Source organism: Pseudomonas tremae, assembly GCF_023278125.1.
Taxonomy (GTDB): domain Bacteria; phylum Pseudomonadota; class Gammaproteobacteria; order Pseudomonadales; family Pseudomonadaceae; genus Aquipseudomonas; species Aquipseudomonas tremae.
Genome location: NZ_CP066270.1, coordinates 2580339 through 2593354 on the forward strand (window position 1 = coordinate 2580339; position 13016 = coordinate 2593354).

A 13016-nucleotide genomic window follows, 5' to 3' on the forward strand; every position below is an offset into this window, starting at 1 on the left:
GGTTTCGTCATGTTTTACCCTGTGGCTTCTTTCTGGGAGCTGCAGTTTTCTCGGGCTGATCAGCCTGCTGCTGCAGGTTTTCCAGAGCGATTTCCTTTTTGGTCAGCAGCAGTTCCAGCATCCGGTTCTGCTTTCGGGCTTCGGTCAAACCCTGCTTGAGTGCTGCGTTTTCTTCCTGCGAGTTGCTTAACCTCTCTTCCAGTAGCGCGCATTGAGTGTGGGTGTGCTGCTGTTGTTCTGCCGAGGCGGCAGCCTTTGCGCTGGCCCGGTTCAGGAGGTCCTTCTGGTCGTGCAGGTCGCGCAGGGTGCTGCGGTTTTCAGCCAGCAATCGCTCGTTGTCACGATTCAGCTGGGTGATTTCTTCCTGGCGCATGGCAATGCTTTGTTGTGCCTGGCGCAACTCCATCTGTAATTGCTGAATCTGCCCTTCATGGCGCTGCTGTTCCTGTTCGCGCTGCTCCTTGATGGAGTTGCGATAGTGCTCCAGTGCCTCTCGGGCATGCAGGTGTTTTTCCTCAAGCGAATGAATCTGAGCGTCTTTGTCTTGCAGGCGTGAATCCAGGTCCAGGTTGGCCTGGAGCAGTCTGGCGTGCTCGGTCTGGGCGTCTTGTAGTGTTTGTCGCGTCTGGAGCAGGGCGGTTGCCTGACTGTCGACGGTGTCGTCACGTTGCTGCACGTGCTCCTGCAGTTCGCTTATCTGCTGTCGAGCGGATTCCAGCTGCTGCAGCAGTTTGGCGCGCTCCGTCTGGTGCTCGTCGTACGCCTGGTCTATGCGCTCCTGAGCCTGCTCATCAAGCCGTTGGGCAAGGTGCGCCACCAGCGTACTTAATTCCTCATTGATATCCGGTGTGGGTGCATGTGCGTTATCCAGCTCCTTGAGATAGCGATGAATCGTGGTTTTGGAGCCGGTATTGCCCATCTCGATGCGTACTGCATCGATGCTTGGGTTGTCGCCTCTGGCCAGCAATGCTGTCCTGGCTTTTTGCACCAATGCCTTGTTTACGCCGCCACGAGCCATGCTCTCTCCTACGATTTCGTACTGTGGTATGTACTCTGTAATTACATACTATATTATTTAGAATAAATTCATATATTTTGAATTATTTGACATGGGATATTGGCGTATTATCCCGTGTCAGGCGGTTTCTACTGCCATCTTGTCGTTGTTATCGGTACACCTGCAGGCTTGATCCATGAATGACGTTGATCGCTACATCGATGCGGCAACCCGCGACAACACGCGCCGCAGTTACCGGACAGCCATCGAGCATTTCGAGGTGGCGTGGGGCGGGTTTCTGCCGGCGACCAGTGAAAGCGTGGCGCGTTACCTGGCCAGTTATGCCGGCACACTGTCGGTCAACACATTGAAGCTGCGCTTGTCAGCGCTGGCCCAGTGGCATATCAGTCAGGGTTTTGTCGATCCCACCAAAGCGCCCATGGTGCGCAAGGTCATCAAGGGCATTCGGGCATTGCATCCTGCGCAAGAGAAGCAGGCCGAGCCCTTGCAGTTGCAAGACCTAGAGAAAGTCGTTGCCTGGCTGGACATCGAGGCGCGCGAGGCGAGCGCGCAGCATGATCAACCGCGTCTGTTGCGCTGCCGACGGGATTCGGCGTTGATTTTGCTCGGGTTCTGGCGTGGGTTTCGCAGTGACGAGCTGTGCCGTCTGCAGGTGCAGGACGTCAAGGCTGTCGCCGGTTCCGGCATCAGTCTTTATCTGCCACGCAGCAAGGGGGATCGCGATAACCTGGGCAGGACCTACCAGACGCCTGCCCTGCAGCGGTTGTGCCCGGTTCACGCGTACATCGAGTGGGTCAACTGTGCTGCGCTCGTGCGCGGGCCGGTGTTCCGGGCGATCGATCGCTGGGGCAATCTGAATGAGGACGGGCTGCACGCCAACAGCGTCATCCCGCTGCTACGTCAGGCCTTTGAGCGTGCAGGCATCGCTGCCGAACATTACACCAGCCACTCGTTGCGCCGCGGTTTCGCAAGCTGGGCGCACAGCAATGGTTGGGACCTCAAGTCACTGATGGCTTACGTTGGCTGGAGGGACATCAAGTCGGCGATGCGTTACATTGATGCCGCGCCGTTCCCGAGCAATGCCGGGGTGGGGAGCGGCCTGAAGGTTTCTTCTATTGATAAGCTTCCTTCATAGCGAAAAGCAATCGGCGACATCAGGTTTGCCAATGAGCGATTGTCATCGATCGTGCGTAAGCTTCACCCCATCGAATTCACAACCCATCTAACCCATCAGGAGATATACCGATGCCTATCATCAACAGCCAAGTAAAACCGTTCAAGGCTAACGCATTCAAGAACGGCAGTTTCGTTGAAGTTTCGGACGCTGACTTGAAAGGCAAGTGGTCTGTCGTATTCTTCTATCCGGCCGACTTCACCTTCGTTTGCCCGACCGAGCTGGAAGACCTGGCTGACAACTACGAAGAGTTCAAGAAGCTTGGCGTGGAAATCTACAGCGTGTCGACTGACACCCACTTCGCCCACGCTGCCTGGCACAGCACCTCGCCAGCCATTGGTAAAATCCAGTACACCATGATCGGCGACCCTACGCTGACCATCTCGCGCAACTTCGACGTGCTGATCGAAGAAGCAGGCTTGGCGGATCGCGGTACTTTCGTGATCAACCCTGAAGGCCAGATCAAGATCGTCGAGCTGAACGATGGCGGTGTAGGCCGCGACGCTTCCGAGCTGCTGCGCAAGATCAAGGCTGCTCAGTACGTTGCTGCTCACCCGGGCGAAGTCTGCCCAGCCAAGTGGAAAGAAGGCGAGGCTACCCTGGCTCCGTCTCTGGACCTGGTCGGCAAGATCTGATTCGCATGAATCGGCTGGGGGCGTTGAGCTCTTGAGCAAGTAAACCGCATCGCCCCACAAAACGCCCGGGCGGTAATCGCCTGGGCGTTGTTATTTCTACCCTTTGTAAAACAGGAAGTCGCCACATGTTGGACGCCAATCTTAAAGCCCAGTTGAAATCCTACCTGGAGCGGGTTACTCGCCCCATCGAGATCGTCGCGTCCCTTGATGACGGCGCGAAGTCTCAGGAAATGCTCGCACTGCTGAACGACGTGATCAGTGTTTCCAAAGACGTCACCCTGAATGACAGCGGCACCGACGCACGTACGCCGTCGTTCTCGCTGAACAGCCCTGGTCACGATATCAGCCTGCGTTTTGCCGGTATCCCCATGGGTCACGAATTCACCTCGCTGGTCCTGGCGTTGCTGCAAGTTGGCGGCTACCCACCCAAGGTCAGTGCGGAAACCATCGAACAGGTTCGCGCTCTTCAGGGCGAGTTCCACTTCGAAACCTATTTTTCGCAGTCCTGCCAGAACTGCCCTGACGTTGTTCAGGCGCTGAACCTGATGGCAGTACTGAACCCTGGCATCAAGCATGTCGCTATCGACGGCGCGCTGTTCCAGGATGAAGTCACCGACCGCAAGATCATGTCGGTGCCAAGCATCTACCTGAACGGCGAGCTGTTTGGCCAGGGCCGCATGGGCCTGGAAGAAATTCTGGCCAAGATCGACACCGGTGCCGGTGCGCGTCAGGCTGAAAAGCTCAACGCCAAGCAGGCTTTTGATGTACTGGTGGTCGGTGGTGGGCCTGCCGGGTCGGCGGCTGCAGTCTATGCAGCGCGCAAAGGCATTCGCACCGGTGTTGCAGCCGAGCGCTTCGGCGGTCAGGTGCTCGATACCATGGCCATCGAAAACTTCATCTCGGTGCAACACACCGAAGGTCCGAAGCTTGCTGTTGCGTTGGAAGAGCACGTCAAGCAGTACGAAGTCGACATCATGAACCTGCAGCGCGCCGACAAGTTGATCCCTGGCGCAGCCGGTGAGTTGCATGAAGTGAAGTTCGCCAGCGGCGCCAGCCTCAAGGCCAAGACCATCATCCTTGCCACCGGCGCACGCTGGAGGGAGATGAATGTTCCGGGTGAGCAGCAGTATCGCAACAAGGGTGTGGCTTATTGCCCACACTGTGACGGTCCGCTGTTCAAAGGCAAGCGCGTAGCGGTGATCGGTGGCGGTAACTCGGGTGTAGAAGCAGCTATCGACCTGGCAGGTATCGTGTCGCACGTGACGCTGCTGGAGTTCGACGTGCAGTTGCGCGCCGACGCAGTCCTGCAGCGCAAACTGCACAGCCTGCCTAACGTTACCGTGATCACCAGCGCGCAAACTACAGAGGTTACGGGTGACGAGCAGAAGGTCAACGGCCTGCGCTACAAGAACCGCAACACTGGTGAAGAAATCACCATTGCGCTGGAAGGTATCTTCGTCCAGATCGGCCTGCTGCCTAACAGCGAATGGCTCAGGGGCTCCATCGAGCTGTCGCCGCGTGGCGAAATCGTGGTCGACCCTCGTGGCGAGACTTCAGTGCCAGGCATATTTGCTGCCGGTGACGTGACGGTTGCGCCGTACAAGCAGATCATCATCGCCCTGGGCGAAGGTGCCAAAGCCTCCCTGAGCGCTTTTGACCATCTGATACGCACCTCTGCGCCGGCCTGATCACACAAAGCCGCGTAAACGCAAAAAGCCCCGTGAGCGATCACGGGGCTTTTTGTTGTGTTCGCTAATCGTTCTACAAAAGAGCGATCACGCGGAGCCTCAAAGCGGCGTCGGCTGGATGATCTCTACCCAGTAGCCGTCCGGGTCCTTGATAAATGCCAGGCTGTTCATGCGACCGTCGGACATGCGCTTCTGGAAGTCCACGCCCAGTGTTTCAAAGCGCTCGCAGGCGACCTTTACATCAGGTACGGACACGCAAATGTGGCCAAAACCGCGCGGGTCGCTGTTGCCGTTGTGGTAGGACGCTGTCGCATCGCTTTCGGTACCGTGGTTGTGGGTCAGTTCCAGAATGCCTGGAATCGACTTCATCCACTGACTACGTGCCGCGTCGTCTTCCGGGATCTGGGTTTTATCGACCAGAGCAAGGAAATACAGGCTGAACTCGGCTTCCGGAAAGTCACGCTTTTCAACCAGGCTGAAACCGAGCACGCGGGTGTAGAAATCCAGTGAGCGGGTGATGTCCTTGACGCGCAGCATGGTGTGGTTGAACACAAATTGCCGGGTGGCCGCTTCTGGATCAGCCGTGACGCCCGGTAGTGTGTTGAGTTCGTGCAAGCTCATCAATATTTCTCCAACAGAATGTACAAGTATTGCCCAATGATACGGGGCAGGGCAGTGAGCACCAAACCCAGGCTCGGATAACACGGTTGCGCTCTTGCTCGTGGCGGGCAACAGGCTCAGAATTCTCGGTCACCTGTTATGGCGACCCGATCATGATCTTTGCGCAATACCGACGTTTTTTGCCAAGCCTGTGCCTGTGCCTGCTGGCTGGCGCTGCGCCAGCCCATGCAACTGATGCAATGATCACCTGGCCCGCAGGCTGGGAGGTCGAATCATTGCCGGCCGAGGCAGGCGCAGCCGTTAAGCCGTCCGTGCAAGTCAGACAGCGCGCGGTTAAAAACGATCAAAATGGTAATCCCCTGATGGTGATGGAGCTTACCCAGACGCGGCTGACGCCTGGACACGAGGTGAATGTCTCGGGCGTGTTGCTGGAAATGCGCAAGTCGATTCAGGTCAATTTCGCCCGGAGTGGCTTGCAGAGTGCCTGCACCCATGTCCGTGAAAGCCGGTTAAGCGTCGTGCCGGCGCTGGAGACGACCTGCACCATCACCCAGAACGGTGTACATGTGCTGACCCAGACGCTGGTGGCGGCTGCCAGCAAAGAGATGGCCTGGTCGTTATCGTATGCGGGATCGGCAGAAGGCTATGCAGCCAACAAGGAGGAGGCGTTACGTATCCGTGAGAGCCTGCAGTTGGGCGATGTGCAGTGAGCGTGTTTTTTCGCAGGCAAAAAGAAGCCCGCCGAGGCGGGCATGGGGCGCTATTCCTTTAGCGGTCTTCATCATCCAAGAACCCATGTGAAAAAAGTGTGAAGCTTGACCGGCCAATTCGAACCGTGCGTTTTTCTTGCACTGACGACCGCACTAACAAAGGTTTTATATTCGTTACATTGGACAAACTGAATAATTGCTCTACCTTATTCAGGAAATGTTCAGTTTTGTCAGTGTGAAGTGAATCGCTTAAGCCACGTGTTTTATTGGCGTCATTATTTCCACGGTATTAATGTTGCTCGGCACGAAGTTTAGCGTTCCTTTGCGCTCGTCGACGCTTTCGCTATGAAAGCGGCAACACTCGGAAGCCTTCACCGTTAGGCGATGTTTGATCAGGTGGCTGCACCGCGTGGATAATCAGCGGGCTCGCCAAGGCCTGTAAAAAAAGCCCTGCAAGTGCAGGGCTTCAGATGACGAAGTGCAATCAGGCGCGAAGCCAAGAATCAACAGTGTCGACACCGTACTGCTCTTTCCAGGCTTTCAGGCCGCGGTGATTGCCGCCCTTGGTTTCTATCAGCTCGCCAGTGTGCGGGTTTTGATAAACCTTGACGACGCGTGCCCGGCGACGCTTTGGCCCGGCGGACGCAACCAGCGACGTTGAGCTGGAGGGGTCGAGGATAGCAATGATGTCACGCAGGCTTTTGCCGTAGGTGCCCATCAGGTCCTGAAGCTTTTGCTCGAATTCAATCTCCTTTTTCAACCCGGCGTCATTCTTCAAGGTTTCCAGCTGTGCAAGCTGCTCTTGAAGGGCTTTCTCTGCTGCTCGAAACTCGGCAAGTCTGGACAAGTAATACACTCCAACAATGTAATGGCTGTTGTCAGCCCAATAAAACGATGAGACAAAACTGTCTGACTGATTGGCTCGTTCGGTCTTGCCCTCGGCCTGCGGTTTCCAGGATGAAACTTGGACTTTTCGGCGTATCATTGTGCAGGCAGAGGGTGTTTATAACTCAGTAGCGCGCAAATAATGCACCTTTTTTGCCAGTTAGAAAATAGTATTTTTCAAATTCCTTAAATGCTGACCGTGTGCGCCGTTGGATATAGACCCTCGGGTCGGTGTATTCAAGCGAGGTGGTTTGTAAGTTATTTCTGATAGTAGACGAGTATTGAAAACGTGCCAGATTGACACCGTGCAGCATAAAAAAGAAACATCTGACAGACGCTGTGACTGTCAGATTCGGACTGCGCAAAGGAGGTGGCAATGTCTGCAGGTAACGGGTTGGCAGGCGGGCAGCGGTGTCAGGGTGGCCTTTTGCCGCAATCCGGTCCTACAAGCCCTGCTGCAATTCAGGGTCATCGGGGTTCTGCTGTTCGAGCTCGGCCAAAAGAATTTGAACATTCTGTAACTGACCGTTTTCTTTCCAGTACTGGATCAGCAGGACCCTGGCCTTGCGATTGGCGGGTTGGTTCTGAACGATCTGTGTCAGTTGCTTTTGCGCCGCCTCAAGCTCGTTCAACGAGTGAAGGGCGACCGCGAGGTCATAGCGATAGTCATTGTTGTCAGGTGCCAGCTCGGTTGCTTTTGCAAGGCTGAGCAAGGCAAATTCGGCTTGCCCGTGGTTCAACAGCCACATTCCCAGCGCGTGCTGAAGCATGGATGAACCGGGATTGCGCTCCAGCAGACCGGCGAACAGGCCGCGTGCCTGTTCCGCCTGGCCCTTGCGGTCCAGCAGTTCGATATGGGCCAGGGCCGCTTCGATGTTACCCGGATCCAGTGAAGTGGCGCGCTGCAGCGCCTCGACCGCCGGGTCGAGGTCGCCAGTCTGCAAGTACAGCCTGGCCAGTTGTAACTGGTTCTGAGTATTCTGCGGCTGGCTCTTGAGGTACTCCTGAAACGCCTCGGCGCTTTGCTGCAGGACTGCAAAGTAAAGGCCCAGTTCGTCCGGCGAGAGGCCGAGCAAAGCGCTGGTGGCATGAAACCTGACGGACTGCTCTTCGTCGTCCAGCAGCGGCCCAAGCAGCAGACTGCGCTGACTGTTGGACACCAGTTTCACGCTCACGTCGATAGCGGCTTTGCGGACCTGAGCAGAGGGGTCGCCAAGACCTGCTGCCAGCAGTTTGAGGGCCTGAGGGCTGGGATAGTCGCTCAGCTCGGTGAGCAGATTGATGCGTTGGGCGTCAGACAGGTCGGTGCGGGCCAATTGCTGATACAGCACCCTTGCAGCGCCAGGCTTGCCATCGTGGGCCTGCTCCAGTGCCTGCTCGTAGGTGTGGCTCAGCCTGGTCGGCGCAGTCTGCACCGGAGTGCGCCACCACCAGAATGCCAGCGAAAGGGCCAGCACTGATGCGAGCACCGTACCGGGCAGCCAGCGATGTCGAGTAACCGGTAGAGGCGATAACCCCTTGAATGGCAATCTGGGCATATCGATTTCCAATGCTTGACGGGGTGCAGCTTCGGGGAGTGGCTGGCAGCTGTCAAACGGCAATCAGGATGCGACCGTATTCAATCCCGAAAAAAGCCCCGCGTCCTGGAAGGAGTGCGGGGCCGTGTTGGCGCTGTCAGGTCAGGCTTGAGGCTGCCAGCCACCGCCCAATGCCTTGTAAATCGCCACAATGCCACGGTAAAGGTCGATTTCTGCCTGAGCCTGAGAGTCTTCGGCCGCCAGACGTTCACGCTCCGCATCCAGTAACACAAGAAAATCTGCGGTGCCTTCGCGGTACTGCACCGATGCCAGTCTGGCAGCAGCGCGGCTCGATTCGCTCTGGCGCATCAGGGCCACCAGGCGTTGCTGGCGTTTGTTGTAATCGCTGAATGCGTTTTCCGACTCCTCAAGCGCAAGCAATACCTGTTGCTCGTAGTTGGCCAGCGCGCCTTCGGCATCCGCATCAGCGCTGCGAATCTGCGCCCGGACGCTGCCCAGGTCGAAGGCTGCCCACGTGATACTCGGGCCCAGCGACCAGGCTCTGGCGGCGGACGAGCCTATCTGCGAACCACGTCCTGCGGTAAAGCCCAGAAAGCCGCTGAGACTGACGCGGGGAAACAGGTCGGCAGTCGCGACACCGATGCGTGCGGTGGACGCGGCCAGCTGACGTTCGGCCGCGCGCACATCGGGACGATTGCGCAGCACCTGTGTAGCGTCGCCGATCGGCAAGGCCTTGGCGATCGCCGGCAGCTTGCTGGGGCTCAAGTCCACACTGAGGCTTTCCGGACGCTCACCCAGCAGCGTCGCAATGCGATGGCGCTGGCGAGCCTGTTCGGCCTGCAATTGCGGAACCGTTGCTTCTACCGCTGCCAGGCGCGCATCGGAACGCATCACATCCAGTTCGTTACCGACTCCGGCATCGCGCAGTTGAGTGGTGATGTCCTGAGACTTCTGCTGGTTGGTCAGGTTGTCCTTGGCGATGGCTTCACGCAATTGCGCCCCGCGCAGTTGTCCGTAGGCGTCCACCACTTCGGCAATCAGCGTTACCTGAAGCTGATACAGATTGGCTTCTGCCGCATCCTGGTCGGCATCGCTGGCTTCCAGTTGGCGCTGGATACGCCCGAACAGATCCACTTCCCAAGCCATATCGAGGCCCAGGTCATAGCGCTCGCTGTTGACGCGTCGCTCGGTGATGCCGGGCTGCTGACCCTTGCCGATGTCGCTGCTAGCGCGGCTGGTCACCACCGGCATGACGTCGTTGGCGACGTCATCGCGAATGGCCCGTGCAGACTTGAGGCGGGCAAAGGCGACACGCAGGTCGCGGTTGCCGTCCAGCGACCGGGTCACCAGCCTGTTGAGGGTAGGGTCCTCGAATTGCTGCCACCACAGGGTGTTGACCTTGCTGCGGTCATAGTTGCCCTGAGCTGCGGATTCCAGCTTGGCCGGCGCCGTTTCCGGCGCCTTGTAGTCCGGGCCGACGGCACAGGCTGCCAGCGCCAGGACCAGGACCAGCAGGCTCGGGGCGAAGAGTTTAAATGCGCTCATCAATGCGTCTCCGCGGGCAGGTTTTGCAGAGTCTGTGCACGGGTGGCCTTGCGGGCCTCCTTGCGCTCGACGTAATTACGGATCAGCACGTAGAACACCGGCGTCAGCAGCAGCCCGAAGAAGGTCACGCCCAGCATCCCGGAGAACACTGCGACCCCCATCGCGTGGCGCATTTCGGCGCCTGCACCGCTGGACAGCACCAGAGGCACGACGCCCATGATGAACGCGAACGAAGTCATCAGGATCGGACGCAGCCGCAGGCGGCAGGCTTCCAGTACGGCGTCCAGCGGGCTCATGCCCTCAGCCTGTTTGTCCTTGGCGAACTCGACGATCAGAATCGCGTTCTTGCACGCCAGGCCCACCAGTACGATCAGCCCGATCTGGGTAAAGATGTTGTTATCGCTGCCGGCAATCATTATCCCGGCAATTGCCGAAAGCAGGGTCATAGGTACGATCAGGATTACCGCCAGTGGCAGGCTCCAGCTTTCGTACTGAGCCGCCAGCACCAGAAACGCCAGCAACACACAGAGCGGGAATACGAACAGCGCAGTGTTGCCCGAAAGGATCTGCTGATAGGTCAGGTCGGTCCACTCGTAGACCATGCCGGTGGGCAGTTCCTCACGCAGCAGTTTTTCCACTGCTGCCTGGGCCTGACCAGAGCTATACCCTGGCGCTGCAGCACCATTGATCTCGGCCGTGATAAAGCCGTTGTAGTGCATGACCCGGTCAGGGCCGGCGGTGTCACTGACCTTGACGAAGGTCGCCAGCGGGATCATTTCTCCGAGGTTGTTGCGCACCTTGAGCTGGCCGATCTGGTCGGCGTCCTGGCGGAACTGCTGCTCGGCCTGAACGTTGACCTGATAGGTGCGGCCGAACCGGTTGAAGTCGTTGGCATACAGCGAGCCCAGGTACACCTGCAGGGTGTCGAAGATATCGCTGACTGCCACGCCGTGGGTCTTGGCCTTTTCGCGGTCGATCGCGGCGTCGACTTGCGGCACGTTGACGGTGTAGCTGGTAAACAGCCCCGCCAGTTCCGGCACGCTGCGGCTCTTGGCAATGACGTTCTGGGTTTCCTTGTACAGCTCGTCATAACCCAGGTTGCCACGGTCCTCGATCTGCAGGCGGAAGCCGCCGATAGTGCCCAGGCCTTGTACCGGCGGAGGCGGGAAGATCGCCATGTAGGCTTCTTGAATAGACGCGAACTGGCCGTTCAGAGCGCCTGCGATGGCGTTGGCCGACAAGCTGGCGTCCTTGCGTTCATCGAACGGCTTGAGGGTCACGAATACCACGCCGTTGTTGGGACTGTTGGTAAAGCCGTTGATCGACAGGCCGGGGAAGGCAATTGCGTCCTGCACGCCTGGCTGCTTGAGGGCCAGTTCCGACATGCGCTTGATGACGTCCTCGGTACGGTCGAGGCTGGCGGCGTCCGGCAACTGGGCAAATGCAACCAGGTATTGCTTGTCCTGACTAGGTACGAAGCCGGTCGGTGTGCTGGCAAAACCCACCCAGGTCAGAACCATAAGCCCCGCGTACACCAGCAAGGCAATGCCGCTGCTGCGAATGACCCGAGCGACAGTGCCTACATAACCATGACTGGCTTTTTCGAAGAAGCGGTTGAACGGGCGGAACAACCAGCCGCCAAGCATTTTGTCGAGGAAACGCGAGAAGCGGTCCTTGGGGGCGTCATGACCTTTGAGCAGAACGGCGGCCAGTGCCGGCGACAGGGTCAGCGAATTGAACGCCGAGATAACAGTGGAGATGGCGATGGTCAGCGCGAACTGTTTGTAGAACTGCCCCGTGAGCCCGGAGATGAACGCTGCCGGTACGAACACGGCACACAGCACCAGTGCTGTAGCGATGATCGGCCCCGTCACTTCGGCCATCGCCTTGTGGGTGGCTGCGACCGGTTCAAGCCCCAGTTCGATGTTACGCTCGACGTTCTCCACCACCACAATCGCATCGTCCACCACGATACCGATTGCCAGCACCAGCCCGAACAAGGACAGCGCATTCAGCGAAAATCCGAACATGTGCATCACGGCGAAAGTGCCGATCAGCGAAACCGGTACGGCCACCAACGGGATGATCGAGGCGCGCCAGGTTTGCAGGAACAGAATCACTACCAGGACAACGAGAATCAGGGCCTCGAACAGCGTGTGGATCACAGCCTCGATAGAGCCACGTACGAAGATGGTCGGGTCATAGACAATGCTGTAGTCCATGCCTTCGGGGAAACTCTTCTTCAACTCGGCCATTCGCGCCCGAACATCGTTGGAGATATCGATGGCGTTGGAGCCTGGGCGCTGGAAGATCGGGATCGCCACCGCAGGCTGGTTATTGAGCAGGGAGCGTAACGCGTACTGGCTGGAACCGAGTTCGATACGTGCGATGTCCTTCAGGCGCGTGATCTCGCCGTCTGCACCTGCGCGAACCACCACGTTTTCGAACTCTTCTTCGCTGACCAGACGCCCTTGAGTGTTGATCGACATCTGGAAGCTGGTGGCATTCGGCGAAGGGGGTGAGCCCAACTGGCCTGCCGCGACCTGGCGGTTCTGTTCGCGGATTGCGTTGACCACATCAGTCGCGGTCAGATTGCGAGAAGCGGTCTTGTTCGGGTCGAGCCACACGCGCAGCGAGTAGTCGCCCATGCCGAACAACTGCACATCACCGACACCGCCCAGCCGCGCCAGCTCGTCCTTGATGTTGAGCACCGCGTAGTTGGACAGGTACAGCATGTCGTAGCGTTTGTCCGGTGACGTCAAATGCACGACCATGGTCAGGTCAGGGGAGGCCTTGTCCACGGTAATACCGATGCGTGTCACTTCTTCTGGCAGCTTCGGCTCGCTGCGAGTCACACGGTTCTGCACTTGCACCTGCGCGTTGTCCAGGTCAGTGCCCAGCGCGAAGGTGATGGTCAGGGTCAGCTTGCCGTCGGCGGTGGCCTGCGAGGACATGTAGAGCATGCCTTCTACACCGGTAATGGCTTGCTCCAGCGGCGAAGCGACGGTTTCGCCGATGACCTTGGGGTTGGCGCCGGGGAAATTGGCACGCACCACCACCGTCGGCGGCACCACTTCCGGGTATTCGCTGATAGGCAGCTTGAACAGCGATATTGCACCGGCGATCAGGATCAGCAGCGACAGCACTGCGGCAAAGATCGGCCGTGAGATAAAGAATTTGGAGAAGTTCATCGGACGAGTCC

At 58.1% G+C, this 13016-nt stretch carries 10 protein-coding genes; 4 read left to right on the forward strand and 6 right to left on the reverse strand.

Features of this window, described 5'->3' with window-relative positions:
- Positions 1–7: 7 nt before the first annotated feature.
- Positions 8–1018: a DNA-binding protein gene (locus tag I9H09_RS11775; protein ID WP_122346966.1), complete on the reverse strand. Its 1011-nt coding sequence runs from the start codon at positions 1016–1018 to the stop codon at positions 8–10.
- A gap of 175 nt (positions 1019–1193) precedes the next feature.
- On the opposite strand from I9H09_RS11775, the gene I9H09_RS11780 reads away from it, so the two are divergent.
- The 3 genes from I9H09_RS11780 to ahpF all read left to right on the forward strand — a co-directional run bounded on the left by I9H09_RS11780 (position 1194) and on the right by ahpF (position 4515).
- The gene (locus I9H09_RS11780; protein WP_122346967.1) at positions 1194–2153 is read left to right on the forward strand and encodes a site-specific integrase; all 960 of its coding nucleotides are present in this window, start codon (positions 1194–1196) and stop codon (positions 2151–2153) included.
- 110 nt (positions 2154–2263) lie between these two features.
- The gene (gene ahpC, locus I9H09_RS11785; RefSeq protein WP_005894153.1) at positions 2264–2827 is read left to right on the forward strand and encodes an alkyl hydroperoxide reductase subunit C; all 564 of its coding nucleotides are present in this window, start codon (positions 2264–2266) and stop codon (positions 2825–2827) included.
- Between the two features lie 125 nt (positions 2828–2952).
- Positions 2953–4515 carry an alkyl hydroperoxide reductase subunit F gene (gene ahpF, locus I9H09_RS11790; RefSeq protein WP_005894154.1) on the forward strand — a complete coding sequence of 521 codons (1563 nt, stop codon included), beginning with the start codon at positions 2953–2955 and terminating at the stop codon, positions 4513–4515.
- Positions 4516–4614: 99 nt separating this feature from the next.
- Here the strand turns inward: ahpF and gloA are convergent, their stop codons facing one another.
- Positions 4615–5136 (reverse strand): lactoylglutathione lyase, encoded by a 522-nt coding sequence (gloA, locus tag I9H09_RS11795; protein WP_122346968.1) that lies wholly within the window; start codon positions 5134–5136, stop codon positions 4615–4617.
- A 152-nt stretch (positions 5137–5288) separates the two neighbouring features.
- On the opposite strand from gloA, the gene I9H09_RS11800 reads away from it, so the two are divergent.
- A complete protein-coding gene (locus tag I9H09_RS11800) occupies positions 5289–5846 on the forward strand; it encodes a DUF4946 domain-containing protein (protein WP_024669342.1) in 558 nt (185 codons plus the stop codon).
- 484 nt (positions 5847–6330) lie between these two features.
- On the opposite strand, the gene I9H09_RS11805 is transcribed toward I9H09_RS11800, so the two are convergent.
- From I9H09_RS11805 to I9H09_RS11820, 4 genes are all read right to left on the reverse strand, one after another.
- Positions 6331–6693 (reverse strand): histone-like nucleoid-structuring protein, MvaT/MvaU family, encoded by a 363-nt coding sequence (locus I9H09_RS11805; protein ID WP_005894157.1) that lies wholly within the window; start codon positions 6691–6693, stop codon positions 6331–6333.
- Between the two features lie 481 nt (positions 6694–7174).
- Complete coding sequence (locus tag I9H09_RS11810) at positions 7175–8269, reverse strand: HEAT repeat domain-containing protein (RefSeq protein WP_122311746.1); 1095 nt, start codon at positions 8267–8269, stop codon at positions 7175–7177.
- A 141-nt stretch (positions 8270–8410) separates the two neighbouring features.
- Positions 8411–9814 carry an efflux transporter outer membrane subunit gene (locus tag I9H09_RS11815; RefSeq protein WP_122346969.1) on the reverse strand — a complete coding sequence of 468 codons (1404 nt, stop codon included), beginning with the start codon at positions 9812–9814 and terminating at the stop codon, positions 8411–8413.
- On the reverse strand, positions 9814–13005 hold the full coding sequence (locus I9H09_RS11820) for an efflux RND transporter permease subunit (protein ID WP_024669339.1): 3192 nt from the start codon (positions 13003–13005) through the stop codon (positions 9814–9816). Before I9H09_RS11820 ends, I9H09_RS11815 begins: the two co-directional genes overlap by 1 nt.
- Positions 13006–13016 lie beyond the last annotated feature (11 nt).

Bases quoted from the DNA above. Each gene is read 5' to 3' on its own strand.
- I9H09_RS11820 (WP_024669339.1), bottom strand. From the start codon at position 13,005: ATGAACTTCTCCAAATTCTTTATCTCACGGCCGATCTTTGCCGCAGTG.
- I9H09_RS11800 (WP_024669342.1), top strand. From the start codon at position 5,289: ATGATCTTTGCGCAATACCGACGTTTTTTGCCAAGCCTGTGCCTGTGC.
- I9H09_RS11780 (WP_122346967.1), top strand. From the start codon at position 1,194: ATGAATGACGTTGATCGCTACATCGATGCGGCAACCCGCGACAACACG.
- I9H09_RS11810 (WP_122311746.1), bottom strand. From the start codon at position 8,269: ATGCCCAGATTGCCATTCAAGGGGTTATCGCCTCTACCGGTTACTCGA.
- ahpC (WP_005894153.1), top strand. From the start codon at position 2,264: ATGCCTATCATCAACAGCCAAGTAAAACCGTTCAAGGCTAACGCATTC.
- gloA (WP_122346968.1), bottom strand. From the start codon at position 5,136: ATGAGCTTGCACGAACTCAACACACTACCGGGCGTCACGGCTGATCCA.
- ahpF (WP_005894154.1), top strand. From the start codon at position 2,953: ATGTTGGACGCCAATCTTAAAGCCCAGTTGAAATCCTACCTGGAGCGG.
- I9H09_RS11815 (WP_122346969.1), bottom strand. From the start codon at position 9,814: ATGAGCGCATTTAAACTCTTCGCCCCGAGCCTGCTGGTCCTGGTCCTG.
- I9H09_RS11775 (WP_122346966.1), bottom strand. From the start codon at position 1,018: ATGGCTCGTGGCGGCGTAAACAAGGCATTGGTGCAAAAAGCCAGGACA.